Origin of the sequence: Marivirga sp. (assembly GCF_051117495.1) — a bacterium.
Classification (GTDB): domain Bacteria; phylum Bacteroidota; class Bacteroidia; order Cytophagales; family Cyclobacteriaceae; genus Marivirga.
In genome coordinates this window covers 86,358-105,744 of record NZ_JBNPEF010000014.1, presented here as the reverse complement: position 1 = coordinate 105,744, position 19,387 = coordinate 86,358, and the positions used below count along the sequence as shown (strand labels likewise).

Annotated in this window: 19 protein-coding genes; 14 read left to right on the top strand and 5 right to left on the bottom strand. The window is 35.3% G+C overall.

Annotated features, from left to right (window positions below):
• The first annotated feature begins 1 nt into the window (after window position 1).
• The 3 genes from ACFE0M_RS08070 to ACFE0M_RS08060 all read left to right on the top strand — a co-directional run bounded on the left by ACFE0M_RS08070 (window position 2) and on the right by ACFE0M_RS08060 (window position 2,442).
• Window positions 2-1,795, top strand: a complete 1,794-nt coding sequence (locus tag ACFE0M_RS08070) for a 4Fe-4S binding protein (RefSeq protein ID WP_434545247.1) — start codon at window positions 2-4, stop codon at window positions 1,793-1,795.
• Between the two features lie 75 nt (window positions 1,796-1,870).
• Window positions 1,871-2,113: a CopG family transcriptional regulator gene (locus tag ACFE0M_RS08065; RefSeq protein ID WP_434545246.1), complete on the top strand. Its 243-nt coding sequence runs from the start codon at window positions 1,871-1,873 to the stop codon at window positions 2,111-2,113.
• A complete protein-coding gene (locus ACFE0M_RS08060; RefSeq protein ID WP_434545245.1) occupies window positions 2,110-2,442 on the top strand; it encodes a type II toxin-antitoxin system PemK/MazF family toxin in 333 nt (110 codons plus the stop codon). Before ACFE0M_RS08065 ends, ACFE0M_RS08060 begins: the two co-directional genes overlap by 4 nt.
• An 8-nt stretch (window positions 2,443-2,450) precedes the next feature.
• On the opposite strand, the gene ACFE0M_RS08055 is transcribed toward ACFE0M_RS08060, so the two are convergent.
• From ACFE0M_RS08055 to asnS, 3 genes are all read right to left on the bottom strand, one after another.
• The gene (locus ACFE0M_RS08055) at window positions 2,451-3,443 is read right to left on the bottom strand and encodes a formimidoylglutamase (protein WP_434545244.1); all 993 of its coding nucleotides are present in this window, start codon (window positions 3,441-3,443) and stop codon (window positions 2,451-2,453) included.
• Window positions 3,434-4,660, bottom strand: coding sequence for an imidazolonepropionase (gene hutI, locus ACFE0M_RS08050; protein WP_434545243.1), 1,227 nt, complete (start codon window positions 4,658-4,660; stop codon window positions 3,434-3,436). Before hutI ends, ACFE0M_RS08055 begins: the two co-directional genes overlap by 10 nt.
• A gap of 80 nt (window positions 4,661-4,740) precedes the next feature.
• The gene (gene asnS, locus ACFE0M_RS08045; RefSeq protein WP_434545242.1) at window positions 4,741-6,192 is read right to left on the bottom strand and encodes an asparagine--tRNA ligase; all 1,452 of its coding nucleotides are present in this window, start codon (window positions 6,190-6,192) and stop codon (window positions 4,741-4,743) included.
• Window positions 6,193-6,360: 168 nt separating this feature from the next.
• Between asnS and rpoN the strand changes: the two genes are divergently transcribed.
• The 3 genes from rpoN to ACFE0M_RS08030 all read left to right on the top strand — a co-directional run bounded on the left by rpoN (window position 6,361) and on the right by ACFE0M_RS08030 (window position 9,296).
• The gene (rpoN, locus tag ACFE0M_RS08040) at window positions 6,361-7,791 is read left to right on the top strand and encodes an RNA polymerase factor sigma-54 (RefSeq protein WP_434545241.1); all 1,431 of its coding nucleotides are present in this window, start codon (window positions 6,361-6,363) and stop codon (window positions 7,789-7,791) included.
• 104 nt (window positions 7,792-7,895) lie between these two features.
• Complete coding sequence (locus ACFE0M_RS08035) at window positions 7,896-8,408, top strand: PA-phosphatase (protein ID WP_434545240.1); 513 nt, start codon at window positions 7,896-7,898, stop codon at window positions 8,406-8,408.
• Window positions 8,409-8,516: 108 nt separating this feature from the next.
• On the top strand, window positions 8,517-9,296 hold the full coding sequence (locus ACFE0M_RS08030; protein ID WP_434545239.1) for an enoyl-CoA hydratase/isomerase family protein: 780 nt from the start codon (window positions 8,517-8,519) through the stop codon (window positions 9,294-9,296).
• A gap of 63 nt (window positions 9,297-9,359) precedes the next feature.
• Here the strand turns inward: ACFE0M_RS08030 and ACFE0M_RS08025 are convergent, their stop codons facing one another.
• On the bottom strand, window positions 9,360-9,866 hold the full coding sequence (locus ACFE0M_RS08025; RefSeq protein ID WP_434545238.1) for a DUF4442 domain-containing protein: 507 nt from the start codon (window positions 9,864-9,866) through the stop codon (window positions 9,360-9,362).
• A gap of 124 nt (window positions 9,867-9,990) precedes the next feature.
• Between ACFE0M_RS08025 and ACFE0M_RS08020 the strand changes: the two genes are divergently transcribed.
• The 6 genes from ACFE0M_RS08020 to ACFE0M_RS07995 all read left to right on the top strand — a co-directional run bounded on the left by ACFE0M_RS08020 (window position 9,991) and on the right by ACFE0M_RS07995 (window position 16,091).
• Window positions 9,991-11,118: an NAD(P)/FAD-dependent oxidoreductase gene (locus tag ACFE0M_RS08020; protein ID WP_434545237.1), complete on the top strand. Its 1,128-nt coding sequence runs from the start codon at window positions 9,991-9,993 to the stop codon at window positions 11,116-11,118.
• A 58-nt stretch (window positions 11,119-11,176) separates the two neighbouring features.
• Window positions 11,177-12,619, top strand: a complete 1,443-nt coding sequence (nhaC, locus tag ACFE0M_RS08015) for a Na+/H+ antiporter NhaC (protein WP_434545236.1) — start codon at window positions 11,177-11,179, stop codon at window positions 12,617-12,619.
• Entirely contained in the window at window positions 12,616-13,200 is a 585-nt protein-coding gene (locus tag ACFE0M_RS08010) for a 3'-5' exonuclease (RefSeq protein WP_434545235.1), read from the top strand. Before nhaC ends, ACFE0M_RS08010 begins: the two co-directional genes overlap by 4 nt.
• Window positions 13,201-13,324: 124 nt before the next feature.
• Window positions 13,325-15,280, top strand: coding sequence for a (E)-4-hydroxy-3-methylbut-2-enyl-diphosphate synthase (ispG, locus tag ACFE0M_RS08005; protein ID WP_434545234.1), 1,956 nt, complete (start codon window positions 13,325-13,327; stop codon window positions 15,278-15,280).
• A 174-nt stretch (window positions 15,281-15,454) separates the two neighbouring features.
• Window positions 15,455-15,688, top strand: coding sequence for a DUF6728 family protein (locus tag ACFE0M_RS08000; RefSeq protein ID WP_434545233.1), 234 nt, complete (start codon window positions 15,455-15,457; stop codon window positions 15,686-15,688).
• Between the two features lie 46 nt (window positions 15,689-15,734).
• A complete protein-coding gene (locus tag ACFE0M_RS07995) occupies window positions 15,735-16,091 on the top strand; it encodes an MmcQ/YjbR family DNA-binding protein (protein ID WP_434545232.1) in 357 nt (118 codons plus the stop codon).
• Here the strand turns inward: ACFE0M_RS07995 and ACFE0M_RS07990 are convergent.
• Entirely contained in the window at window positions 16,079-17,629 is a 1,551-nt protein-coding gene (locus tag ACFE0M_RS07990) for an OmpA family protein (RefSeq protein ID WP_434545231.1), read from the bottom strand. The genes ACFE0M_RS07995 and ACFE0M_RS07990 overlap by 13 nt on opposite strands.
• A gap of 424 nt (window positions 17,630-18,053) precedes the next feature.
• Between ACFE0M_RS07990 and ACFE0M_RS07985 the strand changes: the two genes are divergently transcribed.
• Both ACFE0M_RS07985 and ACFE0M_RS07980 read left to right on the top strand, forming a co-directional pair.
• Window positions 18,054-18,677: an SGNH/GDSL hydrolase family protein gene (locus ACFE0M_RS07985; protein ID WP_434545230.1), complete on the top strand. Its 624-nt coding sequence runs from the start codon at window positions 18,054-18,056 to the stop codon at window positions 18,675-18,677.
• A complete protein-coding gene (locus ACFE0M_RS07980) occupies window positions 18,632-19,342 on the top strand; it encodes a hypothetical protein (protein WP_434545229.1) in 711 nt (236 codons plus the stop codon). Before ACFE0M_RS07985 ends, ACFE0M_RS07980 begins: the two co-directional genes overlap by 46 nt.
• The last annotated feature ends 45 nt before the right edge of the window (window positions 19,343-19,387 follow it).

The window sequence follows — 19,387 nt, the reverse complement described above, 5'->3', positions numbered from 1 at the left end:
TATGAAAAGTTTAAAAGTGATACATAAAATTGGTTTAGTTGTTTTTACCATTGGTTTTTTTACCTTTTTGTCATTGTTCTTTATAGGACAGTATCAATTAGATAAAAATAATTTGAAGGAAGTTGTGGGTGAGCAGTCTTTTCCTACTGTCAATAAATTTGCAGAGGATATTTATGAGCGAAAATATACGAGCCAATTTGCTTTTGTAAGTGATTTTAAATCTGTTTTAAATCAAACCAATAAAGAGATTAAATCAGAATATGAAATTGAATCTTCCATAGCAGGAGAAATAGCCAAAGCAAATAATGGTAAGACATTTGAGCAAACTGCCATAGAAAAAGTATTGGGTGAGCCTTCCAATGAAATAAAAGGATGGCAAATTAAACAGCTAAAAGATTATACCGGCTGGATGGAAGGCAGGGAATACGAATCTACAGATGAACTGAGGGCTCAGTTGGAGAAAGTAATTTCGGATGTCAATAATTCCATTATCTCTCAAAAAGGGTTTAGTAAGGATAATATCAATAGTAAAGCATTCACTATTGCCAAGCAATCTGAAGTGGGGCCAGTTGCCCAAAATACTTGGTTGTGGTTATTTCTGGCAATAGGTATCCCAATTATTGGAGCCATTATGTATTTATTGCCTAAGTTGAAAACAGAGCATGCAGGAATTAAAAATGATGGAATATTTCATAGTGCCCTCAAAAACCGAGGTTGGATTGGGATTTTATTAGGCACTTTTCTCATTAGCTTTTATGTGTTCCTTTACTGGTTTCCAGAATATATGACTTCTTGGATAGTGATGGTGGACCCACTGAGTAAAATGCTCAGTGGAAACCCTGCCAGTCAATGGTTTATGTACGGATTTCTTTATACTTTGGCTATTTTGGTAATGGGTATTAGAATGATTATAAAATACAGACACAGTCCATATCAAATGATTAGAACTGTATCCGTTATGTTCTTTCAATTGGCTTTTGCTTTTGTAATTCCAGAGATATTAGTCCGATTGAATCAACCTTATATGGATCTTAAAAATATGTGGCCATTGGATTATACCTTCTTTTTCGATTATCGATTAAATGAAATGATAGAGGCAGGAACAATTGGTTTGTTTATGCTAGGCTGGGGAATAGCTTTATTTGCAATTGGAGTCCCTTTATTTACTTATCTATATGGAAAAAGATGGTATTGCAGCTGGGTTTGTGGCTGTGGGGGTTTGGCGGAAACTTTAGGGGACCCATATCGACAGCTTTCAGATAAGTCCTTAGGTGCATGGAAAATTGAGCGGTGGTTGATCCATGGTGTTTTGGTTTTCGCAGTAGTGATGACCGCTGCAGTGTTGTACACTTTCTTTACTGGTAGTTCAGATTTATTGGGAATCAATACTTACAATATAAGAGCAACTTATGGATTTGGTATAGGTGCTGTATTTTCAGGTGTAGTAGGTACAGGTTTTTATCCTTTCATGGGTAACAGGGTTTGGTGTCGATTTGGGTGTCCTTTGGCTGCATATTTAGGTTTGGTTCAGCGTTTCAAATCTCGATTTAGAATTACCACAAATGGAGGGCAATGCATCTCATGTGGGAATTGCTCTACTTATTGTGAAATGGGTATTGATGTTAGGTGGTATGCACAAAGAGGTCAGAATATCATCCGTTCTTCTTGCGTGGGCTGTGGAGTTTGTTCTTCTGTTTGCCCAAGAGGCGTATTGAATCTGGAAAATAGAGATGAAGATGGAAGATTTAATCAACCTTCTTTGATTGGGAATGATAGTTTTGGGGTTCAGAGTTAAAGGAAAAGGAGTTTTCTGGAATTTTTAATTTTATAATTTTGTATTATATTTGTGATATACAAATATAAAATAGCCATGAATATAACAACAACACTTCCCAAACATGTCGTTGATTTGTTGGCCAAAAAGGCTAATGAATTAAATATGCCTAAGAATAAATTGATAGAAAAGGCCTTAACTGTCTATTTAGAAAACATAGAAAAGGCAGAATATGCCAAGTCATACAAAATGGCAGGAGATGATATAGATGTCATGATGGTTGCAGAAGAAGGTATGCAAGATTACTGGAAGCAACTCAAAGATACTGATGAAGCATGAAGCAGGCTGAAATTTGGAATGTCAACTTAAATCCTGTTAAAGGAAGTGAGCAAGCAGGATTTCGGCCTGTTGTCATTTTAAGTGGCAATTTAGCGAATGAATTTTTACGGACAGTAATTGTTTGTCCGCTCACCACCAAGATTAAAGAATATAAAGGCAATCCTGTTTTAGTACCGGATATTAAAAATGGATTGAAGGAAAAGTCAGAGATTTTGGTTTTTCATATCCGCTCTATCTCAAAAGACCGATTTGTTAACAAATTGGGAGAAGTTACGCCAGATTGTATGGAACAAATGAAGAAGACTTTAGGGGATATTTTAAAGTATTGATTTTTTTTCTACTTCTCTAAAACCCCTTTTACAAAATCACTCACCAAATAAGAAATTAATTTTCCAGTACTGTTATTTTTTAAACCAGTCTCTAATTCAGTAGCTGCTTCACAGACATGGAAATATGCTGGATGTAAATTACGAGCTGTTTGGTAAGAGTAGTATCTAGCTTCTGTGGTGGAAAAACCAGAGGGTGTCATAGCTGAGCTTAAAACTCCTTCAATGCTGTCCATATCCAATTCAATTCCGCAGGCTTTATTTTGGTTGAGTTGAATGAAATCATTTAGCGCATCTTCAAAGGTGATTTTTTTCCGTAAATAAATATCTTCCCAAAAGTAGTATCGAATGCCTTTATGTTTTGCCATTTCATCCAACATATTTTGACTGTTATAATTTTCATGGAGACCTAAAATGCTATAATCAGACATAAATCCTTCAGCTTTTGCAGTACTGAATGGATTACCACTATGCCTACCTTCCAAAGCCCTGAAATCAGCATGAGCATCTAAATTGATTACATTGATTGCATTTTTCTTTGCAAGACTCACTCCTTTAATAATGGGAAACGCATTGGCGTGACTGCCACCAATTATAACCGGGATTTTCCCAGCTGATGAGATTTCTTGAATAAGGGCAAAAACTGCATCATCAATAACTGGGACTAGGTCTCTAAAGTCTTTTACAGATTTAGCATTTTCAGCCAATTGTTGAAAATTAAAATTTCCCAAAAGGTGAATGCTTTCTCCATTCAATTTGTGGGTATGCTGAATATTAAGAAAAGCTTTTAGAAATGATACCCATGCTGTGTGGGTTCCTGCTACTCCTAAATTTCCTTTAACACCGATGGACTCTTCAATTCCTAGAAGAATAAATTTTGCTGCAGAATTCTTAAAATCAGTTCCATAGCTTATTTTCTCCCCAATTTTGGTTTCTCCTTCTCTTGGCTTTAGGTAGCTATTTAAATCTTGTTCCTCAAAAAAATGAAAGTGATTTATATCCATTTTCCTTTAATCATTACTTTTTCGATATTCTGAGAGCCAAATGCATAGGGTATATAGGCTAAAGAAGGAATATCTTTCGTGAGGATCAAGTTAGCTCTTTTTTCTTTAGTAATGGAACCGACTTCCTTTTCTACTTCCATGGCATAAGCACCATTTAAAGTAGCGGCATTAAAAGCTTCCTCGGGAGTCATTTTCATTTGAATACAGGCTAAAGAAATCAACAATGGAATATTTCCACTTGGGGAAGAGCCTGGATTATAGTCTGTAGCCAAAGCAATGGCAGCGCCTGCATCAATTAATTCTCGAGCAGGAGGAAAGCCCATTCTTAAGAAAAATGCTGCAGAAGGTAGCAAAGTTGAAATGATTTCATTTTCACCTAGTAACTTGATTTCTTCTTCACCTAAAGTTTCTAAGTGGTCAACTGATAAAGCATTGGTTTTAATTCCTAATTGAACTCCACCGCTATTATTCAATTGGTTGGCATGAATTTTTGCCTTCAAGCCGTATTTAGCTCCAGCGTTTAATACTTGTTCACTTAATTTCTCATCAAAGAAGCCTGTTTCGCAGAAAACATCAATGTAGTCTGCCAATTTCTCATCTGCTATGGCGGGCAACATTTCATCTATGATAAGCTTTACATAAGCTGCTTTATTTTCTTTATAGGGCTCTGGGAAAGCATGTGCACCTAAAAAAGTAGATTTAACTGGAATATTGACCGTTTCTTTTATTCTCCTGATTACCCGAAGCATTTTGAGTTCAGCTTCCAAACTCAATCCATATCCGCTTTTTATTTCCAAAGCTCCTGTTCCAAGCTGTATCACTTCATTTACACGAACCATGGCTTGTTCAAATAGCTCATCTTCGGAAGTTTTAGCCAATCGTTTAGCTGAATTCAAAATACCGCCACCTTTAGCAGCAATTTCAGCATAGCTTAAGCCTTTGATTTTGTGTACAAATTCATCCTCACGGCTACCAGCAAAAACAATATGCGTATGAGAATCACAAAAAGTAGGCAAGATAGATTTTCCTTTGGCATCGAATACTTCTTGATTTTGTTCAGTATTCAAGTCCTCCATTTTACCATAATTCAAAATCTTACCGTCTTTTATTTCTAGGAAAGCATTATCTATAGCAGGAAATTTTCCTAAGTTGTTGCCTCTCAGTAATTCTGTTTTCTCTCTTATACCGTATAGCGATTTAATGTTCGTAATAATCATTGAAAAATAGTTCTTAGTTCTATGAAAAAGTAATTAAAAGAAAAGAGGCTTATTGAATAAATAAGCCTCTGTCAATAATTCTAAAATTCTGCGTTGTCTGGGGTTCTCGGAAAAGGAATCACATCCCTAATATTCCCCATACCAGTAACAAAAAGCATCAATCTCTCAAAGCCTAAACCGAAGCCACTATGTGGAGCTGTACCGAATTTACGGGTGTCTAAATACCACCACAATTCATCCTCAGGAATGTCCATTTCTTTCATTCTTTGGGTAAGCTTATCAAGTCTTTCCTCTCTTTGAGAACCACCAACTATTTCACCTATTCCCGGGAATAAAATATCCATAGCACCTACCGTTTTGTCATCATCGTTCTGACGCATGTAGAATGCTTTAATGTCTTTCGGGTAATCAAACAGAATAACTGGCTTTTTAAAGTGCTTTTCAACCAAAAATCTTTCGTGCTCTGATTGTAAATCTGCTCCCCAGCCTTCAATGATGTAGTTAAATTTTTTCTTTTTGTTTGGCTTACTGTTTCTTAGGATTTCGATTGCATCCGTATAACTTACTTTCTCGAAATCATTATCTAAAATGAATTGTAATCTTTCCAATAAGCCCATTTCCTGACGCTCATTTTGAGGCTTTTGTTTGTCCTCATCATCGGCTCTTTTGGCTAAGAAATCCAAATCTTCTTTACAGTTTTCCAATGCATATTTCACCACATACTTTAGCATCTCCTCTGCCAAGTTCATATTGTCATTCAAGTCATAGAATGCCATTTCAGGCTCTACCATCCAGAATTCAGCTAAATGACGGGTTGTGTTGGAATTTTCAGCTCTAAAAGTCGGGCCGAATGTATAAATTTCACCTAAAGCCATTGCACTTAATTCCCCTTCTAATTGACCAGAAACCGTAAGATTAGTTTCTTTACCGAAGAAATCCTGCTTGTAATCTACTTTTCCATCATCCGTCATTGGGATATTATCCAAATCGAAATTGGTAACATGGAATGTTTCTCCTGCACCTTCCGCATCATTAGCTGTGATAATAGGGGTATGAAGGTTATAGAATCCTTTTTCATGGAAAAACTGATGAATAGCAAAAGCTAAGGAATGACGAATTCTAAATACCGCACTAAAAGTACTACTTCTCATTCTCAGGTGAGCTTTTTCCCTCATGAATTCCATCGAATGCTTTTTGGGCTGCAATGGATATTTTTCAGGATCTGCTTTTCCTAATACCTCTATTGATTCTGCTAAAATTTCCACTGACTGTCCAGCTCCCTGAGAAGCTACCACTTTTCCTACTACACTTATAGCAGCACCTGTGGTGATATCTTTAATAATATTTTCTGAAATTATTTCCGGATCAGCCACAATTTGAATGTTATTAATAGTGGAGCCGTCATTAAGCGCAATAAAAAAAACAGGTTTACCACCTCTTTTTGTTCTTACCCATCCTTTTACATTTGCCTGTTGTTCAGTAGCTTCGCTAGCTAATAGTTTTTTGATTTTAACTCTTGCCGGAACAGTCATATAATTATTGCGTTTATTTTTTATGAAATTTAATTCGCCAAAATTCGATATTATTGGCTTTTTATCAAAGATTTTATGTGGTTATAATCAATTTTTTAATGCTTAATTCGATTATTTAAAATAAATTTGAGTGAAGATAACTGGCACAATTTTTAGTGAAATAGATTTATGCAGAAATTAGTACTCTCACAATCTTTAGGACAGCGTTTGTCACCTCAGCAAATTCAGTTTATAAAACTGTTACAAGTGCCTACTGCTGAGTTGGATACAAGAATTGAAGAAGAGTTGGAGATCAATCCAGCTCTTGAAGAAGGTAAGGAAGAGCCCGAAGAGGATAACTATGAAGAGGATTACGAGGAAGAAGCTACCGATGATTTTGATATAGAAGATTATCTTCATGACGATGAGGCTGGTTATAAAATGCAAGGTGATGGAAACGGGCAGGAAGAGGAGAAGGAAATGCCTATTGCTATGGGTACCACTTTGAATGACCAATTGATGACGCAATTAGGTTTTTTGGGCTTAGACAAAAATCAATATAAAATAGGCAAACAATTAATTGGTAGCATTGAAAGCGATGGCTACATCCGAAGGGATATCAATGCTATTGTAAATGATTTAGCATTCTCTCAAAACGTGAATACTGATGAGGATGAAGTAGAGAGTATTCTAGCTAAAATCCAAGATTTTGATCCAGCTGGGATTGCGGCACGAAATTTACAGGAATGCCTGTTACTTCAACTGGAAAGAAAAATTGACCAATCAGATGCGGTAGAGTTAGCTTACAGAATTATAGATGAATGTTTTGAGGAGTTTTCTAAAAAGCATTATGAAAAAATAGTGAAGAAGCTTGATATTGAGGATGAATCATTATTTAAGGATGCAATCGATACCATTAAGCGTTTGAATCCTAAGCCGGGTGGTTCTGGCTCTGGGGCAGTCAGAACACAATTTTTAATGCCCGATTTTATTCTCACCAATCAGAACGGAGAGTTGATCATTACTTTAAATTCAAGAAATGCACCTGATTTGAGGGTTAGTCCCTCTTATTCTGAAATGCTAAAAGCCTATGATAAAGGTGATAAAAAGGATAAAAAATTAAAAGAAACAGTTGGATTTGTAAAGCAAAAACTGGATGCGGCCAAATGGTTTATTGATGCAATAAAGCAAAGGCAATTTACACTCTTGAATACCATGCAAGCCATTTTGGAATATCAATATGAATTTTTCAGAGAAGGGGATGAAAGCAAATTGCGTCCCATGATTTTGAAGGATATAGCCGAAAAAATAGATATGGACATTTCCACCGTTTCCAGAGTCGCCAATAGCAAATCCGTTCAGACCGAATTCGGAATTTATCCGTTAAAATATTTCTTCTCTGAAGGAATCGCTACAGAATCCGGGGAAGATGTAAGTTCCAGAGAAGTGAAAAATACATTAAGAGAATTTATTGATAAGGAAGATAAGAGCAAACCACTATCAGATGATAAATTAGAAAAATTATTGAAGGAAAAAGGCTATAAAATTGCCCGAAGAACAGTAGCAAAATACAGAGAGCAATTGAATATTCCAGTGGCCAGGTTAAGAAAAGAGTTATAGTGGGAAGATTTTGGGCACATTTCATATCAATCATTTTTCAACCCTTGCTTATTCCAAGCTATATATTTTTAGGAATATTATTATTTCTACCCTATAGTTTGAATATGGCAAGTGATCTTGCGTGGAAGTTTATGTCTATGGTTTTCATGACTACTTTTCTTATTCCATTGATGGGGATTTTGCTTCTAAAATTCACCCGTAATATCAGTAATCTGAATATGGAGGATAGAAAAGAACGAGTTTTCCCTTTTTTGTTCAATGCCATTTTTTATGGTGCCACAACTTATCTTTTTTGGGAGAAATTTAGATTCCCGAATTTGGTTACAGTTATTTTATTGTCCATAACTATCAGTATCATTCTCTTGACTATTATTACAATTTGGTGGAAGATTAGTGCTCATGCCATAGCTATTGCAGGAGCAACGGGAATATATCTGGCATTATTATTTAAATCCGAGCCTTCTGATTTTTACTATGCAGTGGCTTTGTGCTTTTTGTTTTGTGGATTGGTGGGGAGTGCGCGTTTAAAACTTTCCGCTCATGACAGTAAACAAGTCTGGCTTGGTTTCCTACTTGGCTTTTTTGTAAATTTCCTCACAATTTTGATTTTTAATTAAACAGTGCCTGTTTAGCAATTATTAGAGAAAGTTATCAATATTTGATATTTAGTACTAATGATTAAATATTTGTGTAATAAATCAGTATCCATAGAAAGAATAAAAATAATGTACGAGTTTTTAAAATACGACCTTCAAGATGGTGTTTGCACCATCACTTTTAATCGCCCGGATTTTTACAATGCTTTTAATGATGGCATCAGTTATGAATTTCAAGACGCACTTAAATCTGCAGGAAAAGACCCTGAAGTTAGGGTGGTGGTCATTACAGGGGAAGGGAAAGCCTTTAGTTCAGGACAAGATTTGAAATCAGCCAGGGATGAAGATGATAAAATGTTTTACAATTCTCTGGAGAAAAGGTATAACCCTATCATAAGAGCGATGAGGAAGCTTCCAAAGCCCATCATTGCTAGATTGAATGGAGTGGCAGCTGGTGCCGGATGTTCACTGGCTTTGGCTGCTGATATGATTGTAGCAGCTGAATCTTCTAAAATGATTGAAGTATTCATCAATATTGGCTTAGTGCCGGATTCTGGTTCTTCATTTTTCCTCCCAAATTTGGTAGGTTATCAAAAAGCATTTGAATTATGTGCTATGGGTACAAAAATAACAGCTCAAGAAGCTTTTGATTTGGGGATTGTGAACAAGATGGTGAAAGATGAGAAATTGGATGAGGCAGTAAAATCCTATACAGATTATTTCGCAAAAGCACCTACCAAATCTATTGGCATGATCAAAAAGATGCTGAACAAAGCAGCCACCTCTAGTTTGGACGATATGTTGGAATACGAAAAATACTCACAACAAATAGCGGGAAGTTCGGAGGATTATAAAGAAGGAAAACAAGCATTTTTGGATAAGCGAAAGCCTGAGTTTAAAGGTAGATAATTATAATTTTTCAGTATGATCACATCAAAAGCCTGAAGATTTTAAAAAGTCTGCAGGCTTTTTTTATAGTTTGGTCTTTACTTTATCCCAGGCTTTAATCTGCCAATAAATCTTACCGGTGCTCAAATGGTTGTTATTTTTATCATATAATTTGATTTCACATGGTATGACAACTGCTTCTTCTGTTTCCAAGGGTCTTTCCACTTCATTTTTCACCCAATGGTCATCGATTGAAAATTCAGCAAAGGCATCCATTTTAGCTTGGAAATGATAATCCATTTCTAGTTTTTGCATAATGATGCGGTATTTTTTTACATCCAGTTTATATAAGATCATCAAACCAGTAGTGTATTCCGAAATAGTCGCCATAGCACAGGCATGAATACCTTTAATATGATTTAGATTCCTTTTTTTATAGGGTAATTTGGTTTGGATTTTATCCTCAGAAATTTTTATGATCTTAAATCCATGAGGTTTATTAAAAGGGATCATTCTACTTAATCCTTGGTTTAATAACCATAAATAAAATCTTGAATGTTGTGCTTTATTAACGATGGAAGTCAAGTTCATTAAATTGCGTGTTTAGTAGATTGAATTGAATTTGAAAATGATTTTTTGAAAATATTTTTCATTTTATGAAGCAATCTCGTAGAAATAGCCCTATTTTTCAACTGTTGATAAAAATTTATTATGCATGCTGAGTTTTTGGGAAAGAGAAAGTTTATCAAAATATGATTATATTATCATAGGAGGTGGGATTGTGGGTTGTTCCACAGCCTATCATTTGAAAAAGAAAAATCCTAAAGCTGAAATTTGTATAATTGAAAGAGGCGTGTTTCCTAGCGGAGCCAGTTCAAAAAATGCAGGCTTTGCATGTTTTGGTAGTTTAACTGAATTAGTAGATGACCGAAATGGGTTAAGTGAAGAAGAGCAATTAGCACTAGTGGAAAAGAGGTGGGAGGGGCTTCAATCATTAAAAAGTATTTTAGGAGAAAATAATATTGGATTTGAGCCAAATGGTGGATTTGAATTGATTCGGAAAGCAGAATTGCCTGCTTTGGAATATTTGGATTACTATAATGATCTTTTAAAAAGCGTATTTAAAGAGGATGTTTATAGATTGGAACCAAGCCTGATTCAAGAGTTTGGCTTTAATGGAAATCAGCTTGAGACTATAGTTTCCAATCCATTTGAAGGTCAGATTGGTACTGGTAAAATGATTAAAAGCTGGTGGGCATTGTGCAATGAAATAGGTGTGAAAATTATTACTGGATGTGAAATATTGGATTTTGAGGAAAATCAAGATTTTGTAAATCTAAATTGTAAATCAGGAAAACATTCGGTTCATTTCCAAGCAAGAAAATTAGCAATTTGTACTAATGCCTTTGCTCATAATTGGTTTGAAAAGGAAGATATCAACCCTGGCAGAGGGATGGTGTTAATTACACATCCCATAAAGGAATTAAAATTTAAAGGTGTTTTTCATTACGATGAAGGCTATTTCTATTTTAGAAATGTAGGGAAGCGAGTGTTGATTGGTGGAGGAAGAAATTTGGATAAATCTAGAGAGGATACCACTGAATTTGGAATTAACTCCAAAATTGAGTCTGCAATCATAAATGACTTAAAGCAATTGATTTTGCTTGATCAAGAGTTTTCCATTGATATGGAATGGTCGGGAATCATGGCTTTTGGCAAAACGAAATCACCGATTATCAAAAAAGTGTCTGATAAGATAGCTATTGGCGTTAGATTGGGAGGAATGGGAGTTGCCATTGGTACTCAGGTCGGACAGGAATTACACGAATTGCTTGCTGACTGATAACTTATTTTTATTATATTTCGAATTCATTTTAAATTAATATTTTGATTTAACTTACATGACTGACAAGCAGCCCAAGCCAAAATTACTCCAAGCCTTAATTCCTATAGTTTTTTTAATCTCACTTTTAAGTTTAAATGTTTACTTTTTTGGTGATGGAACATTGGATGGTTCCAATCAAATTGCTTTAATCTTATCTGCTGGGGTTGCAGCCATCATAGCATTAAAGGTTGGGTTTAAATGGACTACCATGCTTGACGGCATAGTGAGTAGTATCAGTTCTGCTATGTCATCCATTTTGATATTGCTTTTAATCGGATCCTTGGCAGGCACTTGGTTATTGAGCGGTATAGTTCCGGCTATGATTTATTACGGCTTGAATATTTTGAACCCCACCATTTTCCTTTTTGCTGCTTGTATTGTGAGCGCGATAGTCTCAGTTGCTACAGGCAGTTCTTGGAGCACCATTGCCACTTTAGGATTGGCCTTATTAGGAATTGGTCAAACTTTGGGGTTAAGTGAAGGTGTTGTGGCTGGCGCCATTATCTCGGGTGCTTATTTTGGAGATAAAATGTCCCCATTAAGTGATACCACGAATTTAGCGCCTGCGATGGCAGGAACTGATTTGTTCACCCATATTAAATATATGGCTTATACCACTATACCATCTATAAGCATTGCCTTAATTATTTTTTTGGTTTTAGGATTTTTGAATAGTTCGGAAGCTGATATAGAACAAGTAGCTTTGGTTCAAGCGGCCATTCAGGATAAGTTTAATATTAATCTTTGGTTATTTTTGGTGCCGGCAATAGTGATTTTCATGATTGTAAAGAAAATTTCTGCTATTCCGGCATTGTTAATAGGGTCTTTGCTCGGAGGGGCTTTTGCCATTATTTTTCAGCCCGGAATTATCGAAATCATATCGGGTGGTGGGGCTAATTTTTTCGAGCAGTCCTATAAAGCAGTAATGCTTTCCATGTATGGAGATATAAGTATTACTACAAACAATGATATGGTAAATGAATTATTATCTACAGGTGGTATGGCTGGAATGCTCAATACTATTTGGTTGATTGTTTGTGCCATGGTTTTTGGTGGGGTTATGGAATCAACTAAAATGCTTCAAGTGATTACCGCTTCTATTATTAAACTAGCAAATTCTACCGGCTCATTAGTAGCTTCTACTGCTGGAACTTGTGTGTTTTTTAACGTAACAGCATCTGACCAATATTTGGCAATAGTAGTTCCAGGAAGAATGTTTGCAGAAACTTACAAAGAGCGAGATTTAAAACCAGAAGTTTTAAGTAGAACTTTAGAAGACTCAGGTACTGTTACCAGTGTGTTGATTCCTTGGAACACTTGTGGAGCCACGCAATCATCGGTTTTAGGTGTTTCAACTTGGACATACGCACCTTATGCGTTTTTCAATATTATAAGTCCATTTATGACTATATTATTCGCCTATCTAAATATTAAAATAAGAAGATTTACTGATAAATGAATTTTGTAAAAGAAATTTCAAAAGAAAAAATCAATGATTTACCACTTTGGAAATTCGAAGGGGAAATAACATTGGTGGAGAAAGATGAAGATTGGGAAGAAGTAATTCCCAAATTGTGGAGAGCTGAGAAATTGGGTTTTGACACCGAAGCAAAGCCTGTTTTCAGAAAAGGACATTACAATCCTGTTTCACTGATTCAATTGGCTACTGAGGAAGAGGTTTTCCTCATTCGTAATTTAATGTGTGGTTTTCATGGTGAATTGGTTAGGATATTTGAAGACCCATCAATCATTAAAACAGGAGCCGCCATTCATGACGATTTAAAAGACCTTCAAAAACTAAGAAAATTCAGACCCTCAGGCTTTGAAGATATAGGATCAATCGCTAGAGAAAATGGAATGTTGCAAAGCGGTGCTAAAAATTTGACGGCAATATTTTTGGAAAAAAGAATCTCCAAAGCACAGCAAACCTCTAATTGGGAAAAAACAGAATTGACCCAAGCTCAATTAGATTATGCTGCAACTGATGCTTACTTAGGGCTGAAAGTTTATGAGGTTTTTGAGAGAATAGGGTGGGTTTGATAAAATATTACACTTCAATTCATCTTTACATGTTTGCTTCTTACAATAATTTAAACAATTAACAATAGTTGTTATACTAACAATTTGTTTACTTTGTAGTTAAATTGGTGGAAGGAAATAAAATATGGAAATCTCAACTAAAAATTTTCAGCAGTATTGTAATAGTTTAGTCGCTTATAAGCGTAGAAAAACTATTCCCGTAAAAGTGGGTGATGTTACTATAGGAGGTGACAATCCCATTGTTTTGCAATCCATGACCACTGTTGACACCATGGACACAGAGGGCTCCATTGAGCAATCCATCCGAATGATTGATGCGGGTTGTCAGTTGGTAAGAATTACGGCCCCCTCCATCAAAGAAGCTGAAAACTTGAGGGCCATTAAAGAAGGTTTGAGAAAAAGAGGATATAATACGCCTCTAGTGGCTGATATTCATTTCACGCCTAATGCAGCTGAATTAGCTGCTAAGATAGTGGAGAAGGTAAGGGTAAATCCTGGTAATTATGCCGACAAAAAGAAATTTGAGAATATAGAATATACAGACGAGAGCTATCAAGCGGAATTAGATCGTATAAAAAAGCGATTTAAACCCTTGGTCAAAATCTGTAAAGAACATGGTACTGCCATGAGAATAGGCACCAATCACGGTTCGCTTTCTGATCGTATCATGAGCCGCTATGGTGATACCCCATTTGGTATGGTGGAATCCGCATTAGAATTCATTAGGATATGTGAAGAAATGGAATACTACGATATTGTAGTTTCCATGAAATCTAGTAATCCGCAAGTGATGGTGCAGGCCTATCGTTTATTAGTGCAAAAACTTGATGAAGAGGGTTTAAAACCTTATCCATTACATTTAGGAGTTACGGAAGCAGGAGAGGCAGAAGATGGTCGTATTAAAAGCTCTGTTGGAATAGGCACTTTGTTGGAAGATGGATTGGGTGATACCATTAGAGTTTCATTAACAGAAGAGCCAGAAGAAGAAATCCCAGTTGCCAAGGTTTTAGCTGATCGTTATAATGATAGAGGTGATCATGAGGAAATCCCACTGATAGATAATTGCCTTTTCAATCCCTATGAATATGAAAAACGAAGCAGCCGACAGGTAGCCAATATAGGAGGAAAAGAAGTGCCTATTGTAATGGCTGATTTTTCTTTGAAGCAAAATATTACACCGGCTTCATTTTTTGGAGTAGGTTATAATTACTCAGTTCCCTTAGATAAGTGGTCAATTTCAGACTTTGCTTGCGATTATATTTTCACCAATGACAAGACAGTTGATTTTGAAATCCCAGGAACATTAGGAATAATACATTCGCATAAAACCTGGCTTCAGGAGAAGGATAAAGAACGAAGGTATCCATTCATTAATCCAAAAGACTATTTGAAAGGGGTTGAGCAACATCCAAAATTGAATTTCATTTATGCCATTTTATCGGACTTGACAGATGAGTTTATCAATAAACTTAAAAATGATTCAACAGCAGTATTATTGATTGATACTTATAATAAGCATGGAATGGCTGAACAGCGGAGATTGTTCATGGAATTGATGCAAAAGGCCTGTGATGTACCAGTTGTAATAGGAAGAGCTTATCAAGATTTATCGCTAGAGAAATTACAGTTATACTCCGCTACTGATATGGGCGGTTTATTGATTGATGGTTTTGGTGATGGTGTTTTCATAGCCGCTGAAAATTGTGGGGGCGATAAGGCTATTAATGAAACTGCTTTTAATATTTTGCAGGCGAGCCGAACTAGAATTTCCAAAACCGAATATATTTCCTGTCCATCTTGCGGAAGGACACTTTTTGATTTGCAAGAAACCACGGCCATGATTCGAAATAGAACCAATCATTTGAAAGGGGTTAAAATAGGAATTATGGGATGTATCGTCAATGGTCCTGGGGAAATGGCGGATGCTGATTATGGTTATGTAGGTTCCGGAAAAGGTAAAATCACGTTATACAAAGGACAGGAAGTGATGAAAAGGGGAGTCCCTTTTGAAAAAGCGGTGGACGAATTGATAGAGATTATTCGAAATGATGGCAAATGGTTAGAACCAGAAACAGTTTAGCATGGTTAGAGTTAATAAGATAAAATTAATACATGAAATAGTCATAAGCCTAGCATACCAATCGAAATGAATATAACAGGTTGTCAAAGCTTGGTTTACTAGGCTTGTGAATTTTGACTACTCCAAAGTCTGTCCCGATTTACCGGGATGGCAATTTAAAAGCATAATATACACATGAAAGAGCAGAGAGATTTAGAGGATTTAAAAAAAGAATCATCATCAGATTGGAAAAGCTATTTTCAGTTAGGTGATATCGTTTCTTATTTCGGAAGATTATTTGGTAAAAAAGACCCCAATGCACCCAGCAATTTCAATTTGAAAATGATGCATGGGATCAATAAAATTTCAATCGTATTATTCCTTATTGCGGTGATTGTGATGGTGACTAGAGCCATTATGAGGTCCTAAATTTAGATATTTCATTAATTTTGCTTGCTAAAGCAAATCGTTTAAAATGAACATCGAAGAATTTAGAAATTTTTGTATCCAAAAATATGGTGTTACTGAAGAATTACCCTTTGATGAAAATACTTTAGTTTTTAAGGTGATGGGAAAAATGTTTGCGCTTATTGATGTTGAATTGTTTGAAAGTGTAAACCTAAAGTGTGACCCCGAACAAGCTATAAAATTACGAGATAAGTATGATGCAGTTAAGCCCGGCTATCATATGAACAAAAAACATTGGAACACAATCGAATTTGATGGAAGCTTATCTGATCGAGAAATTTTCCATTGGGTCAACCACAGTTATGATTTGGTGGTATCCAAACTTCCTAAGAAGCCTCGAGAAGAAGTAAATCAGAACAGATAAAATTCCACTCTTCTATTGAGTTCCCTACCTTCAAATTCATCATCATTTGTGGCAATTGGTCTTTCTTTTCCTTCGCAACTAATTTCAATTCTGTATTGATTAATCCCCCTGTCAATTAATGCATCTTTAACATTGTTCGCCCTATTACATGATAAATCAATATTGATATTCTCACCGCCAATTGCATCTGTATGGCCTTCGATTAATAATTTGAGTTGAGGATTTTTTTCCAATTCCTCACTTATCATATCTAATAATATATTAAATTTCCCTTGAAGTTTATCCGAATTAAATTTGTAGTAAACATTTCTGTTAATTTTCATCCCTTTTGACCCTGCATCCAATAATTGAATATCTTCTTCTTTCCCAAATCCTAGTTTATTTCCTAAAGTGGATAAAAAGCCTCTATTATTCCGCTCTTGTTCCTTCTGATAATCCATTTCCTGATTGATTGTGACAGCAGATGGTTGGGCGTTTTCAGCAATGGTAGATTCTTCCGTTACATTTACAACTTCTTGCGATTCAGAGGTTTTCGTATTAGTGGGTTCTTCCTCCACCGCTTCGTTGTTTTCGCTAATTAAATCTTCAGATTCTTTTTCTACTCGAATATTTTGTTCCTGTTTTTGTTTATTTCGATCCCTTGCGGTAATAATTTTTTCTTTAATTTCAGAAGATAATGTTGCCCTCCAAATATTTCGATTTGTCGCACCGGAAGGATATGAATCATAATACAAGTAATCAAAGCTAGGATCAATTGAAACAAAGGTTTCTTCAAATTTTGTATTGATGACATTTCCTAAGTTTTCCGGTTCAGTCCATTCATCCCAACCCTCTCCAGTTCTATGTGCCATGAATAAATCGGCTGCTCCATTGCCTTTGTGACCATAACTAGCGAAAAACAGTGTGTTTCCATCATTTGTCAGAAAGGGTGCGAAATCTGCTTTATCACTGTTAATATTCTTACCCATATGCATTGGAGTGCTATATCTCTTTGAATCTTCTTGATAAACACTGTAGTATAAATCTTGATCCCCTTCAGAGTCTTTTCGCTCCACTGCCATTAAGATTACCTTATGTTTAAAATTATAATCGAAATCAACATAATTACTATTATTATAATAACCATCTATTGGGAATTCCTTAGGATCGGTACTTCCTTTAGTAAATAGCGCAAGTTCTGAACTTACTCCCCTATACCGGGCATTTACAAATATGAGGGAATCATCATTTTTACTTGCCCTAACGAGGTCATTGGCTTTTTTATCATTATAATCCTCTCCCAGATTTTTAGGTTTAGTCCAAATACCCCTTGAATCGAAGGTACTGACCCAAACATCCTGAAAATCTTTATCACCTCTGATATTTTCAGGATGAAATCTTCTGTTGATGTAAAGTTTTTTACCATCATCAGAAATAATGGGCCTGACATCTTGATATTGGCTGTTTACATTTCCGGGGATACCTTCTATGCTTATTTCATCTTGCGCAAATGAATATAAAGGAAGTAATATATATATTAAGGTTATAAGTAGTCTCAATATTTAAATTTTAGTTGAATTCTTGTAGAATATAATTTTAAATATAAAAAAAACGAAAATGTACGGTTTAAAATAAGTTTTTTCGACTAATGGTACTTTATTGTATATGAATTTATGAATAATATTTATAGTGTCATAAGCTGTTGTACATTTTTAATATGGGCTAAAAAGTATAAAAATTTCTATTTTACCGTTTTGATAACTTAATTTGAAAATTCATTTTTGAAACATGATCATAAAGAATGCTTGTAAATAGGAAATAAACTCAAGATACAGGAATAAAACAATTGATTTTGGGGAGTCATTCTCAGCTATTTTTTTTATTCTAATTAATATATTTTAAATTGCATTTTATTTATAAAAGTAAATGAAAATTTTCAAAGGCATTATATTTATATACTTTATCTTATTAAATACTAATTTAATGGCTCAAGATAGCATTTCATATTTGGCTTTAGGCGATTCTTATACCATAGGTGAGGCAGTTGATAATGATAAGACATGGTCTAGTGTTTTGAGCCAAAAACTTAATCAAAAGGATGTTGAAGTTCAATTGGATAAAATAGTGGCTACCACGGGTTGGACTACAGATGAACTACTAAGCGCTATTAATAACGATAAAGATTTAGAAAATGCTAAATATGATTTAGTAAGTCTCTTGATAGGTGTCAACAATCAATACAGAGGTTATGGTATAGAACAATATAAAGAGGAATTTGAATTATTGTTGAAAAAAGCAATTGACTTAGCTGGGAAAAGGGTGAACAAGGTATTTGTTGTAAGTATCCCCGATTATGGGGTAACCCCTTTTGCAAAGGAGAATAATAAAAATGATGCATTGATAGCTAAAGAATTGGATGAATATAATAAAATAGCTAAAAATATTTCAGACAAATATGGCGTTAAATTCTTTGATATCACCCCTATATCCTTAAAAGCAATTTGGGATGGAGAAATGATAGCTAAAGATAAATTACACCCTTCTGCAAAAATGTATGCTGAATGGGCAGACTATTTGGCACCGGGCATTTACCAATTATTGAAATAAGAATGTTAAAGCACTTCCATATATATATTATTGTATTACTTGTATTTACGGCCTGTAAAGACAAAATGGTGTGTGCTGCATTTCAGAGTAGTTATATATTAGATGAGGAGGAACAAAAGAAAAGGTTTTCCTTATTTGAAGGGGATTCCTTAGTGTTAACTGCCTCTGCTTCCACAAGCAATTATAAAACCAATATTTATGGTATTTCGGAAAAGAAATACGGTTATTGGAAGGAACAGGCATTGCTGAAGGTCAAACAAAAAGAAGTATATAGCAAGGAAGTGGACTCTTTATTGGATGTTCGGAAAAAGGGTGTTCCAGAGATGGCAGAAGGAGGAGATATCAAAGAGAAGTCTCCATTTACTCCTGAATTGGATTCCGCTCAACGTGCTCAAGGAGCTGATGCTTGGGACAATACCAAGCGGTTTAAATATAATGTTGATTTTGTAAATTATATGTTGCTGGTGGGAAATGATGTGTTGAAAGAACAAGCCGTCCAAAGAGATTCAGCAAAAGCCAGAACGGAAAGAGAAGAAGTAACGCAAGCTTCGGATTCCACATCAAACGAAAAGAAAGGATTCTTCGGAAGAATTTTTGGGAACAAAAATAAGGACGCCTCGAAAGAAGAAACCGAAGAGCAAGAATCAGAACCCGAATCCGAATAATAAAAAAGCCTTATAGATTATACAAGGCTTCTTTTAATCGGAAAA

Excerpts from the sequence above, each read along its gene's own strand:
- ACFE0M_RS08065 (WP_434545246.1), top strand. The coding sequence starts at position 1,871 with ATGAATATAACAACAACACTTCCCAAACATGTCGTTGATTTGTTGGCC.
- ACFE0M_RS08020 (WP_434545237.1), top strand. The coding sequence starts at position 9,991 with ATGCTGAGTTTTTGGGAAAGAGAAAGTTTATCAAAATATGATTATATT.
- asnS (WP_434545242.1), bottom strand. The coding sequence starts at position 6,192 with ATGACTGTTCCGGCAAGAGTTAAAATCAAAAAACTATTAGCTAGCGAA.
- ACFE0M_RS08030 (WP_434545239.1), top strand. The coding sequence starts at position 8,517 with ATGTACGAGTTTTTAAAATACGACCTTCAAGATGGTGTTTGCACCATC.
- ACFE0M_RS07985 (WP_434545230.1), top strand. The coding sequence starts at position 18,054 with ATGGCTCAAGATAGCATTTCATATTTGGCTTTAGGCGATTCTTATACC.
- ACFE0M_RS07980 (WP_434545229.1), top strand. The coding sequence starts at position 18,632 with ATGGGCAGACTATTTGGCACCGGGCATTTACCAATTATTGAAATAAGA.
- ACFE0M_RS08010 (WP_434545235.1), top strand. The coding sequence starts at position 12,616 with ATGAATTTTGTAAAAGAAATTTCAAAAGAAAAAATCAATGATTTACCA.
- ACFE0M_RS08070 (WP_434545247.1), top strand. The coding sequence starts at position 2 with ATGAAAAGTTTAAAAGTGATACATAAAATTGGTTTAGTTGTTTTTACC.
- ACFE0M_RS08000 (WP_434545233.1), top strand. The coding sequence starts at position 15,455 with ATGAAAGAGCAGAGAGATTTAGAGGATTTAAAAAAAGAATCATCATCA.
- ACFE0M_RS08035 (WP_434545240.1), top strand. The coding sequence starts at position 7,896 with ATGGCAAGTGATCTTGCGTGGAAGTTTATGTCTATGGTTTTCATGACT.
- rpoN (WP_434545241.1), top strand. The coding sequence starts at position 6,361 with ATGCAGAAATTAGTACTCTCACAATCTTTAGGACAGCGTTTGTCACCT.
- ispG (WP_434545234.1), top strand. The coding sequence starts at position 13,325 with ATGGAAATCTCAACTAAAAATTTTCAGCAGTATTGTAATAGTTTAGTC.
- ACFE0M_RS08060 (WP_434545245.1), top strand. The coding sequence starts at position 2,110 with ATGAAGCAGGCTGAAATTTGGAATGTCAACTTAAATCCTGTTAAAGGA.
- ACFE0M_RS08055 (WP_434545244.1), bottom strand. The coding sequence starts at position 3,443 with ATGGATATAAATCACTTTCATTTTTTTGAGGAACAAGATTTAAATAGC.
- nhaC (WP_434545236.1), top strand. The coding sequence starts at position 11,177 with ATGACTGACAAGCAGCCCAAGCCAAAATTACTCCAAGCCTTAATTCCT.
- hutI (WP_434545243.1), bottom strand. The coding sequence starts at position 4,660 with ATGATTATTACGAACATTAAATCGCTATACGGTATAAGAGAGAAAACA.
- ACFE0M_RS08025 (WP_434545238.1), bottom strand. The coding sequence starts at position 9,866 with ATGAACTTGACTTCCATCGTTAATAAAGCACAACATTCAAGATTTTAT.
- ACFE0M_RS07995 (WP_434545232.1), top strand. The coding sequence starts at position 15,735 with ATGAACATCGAAGAATTTAGAAATTTTTGTATCCAAAAATATGGTGTT.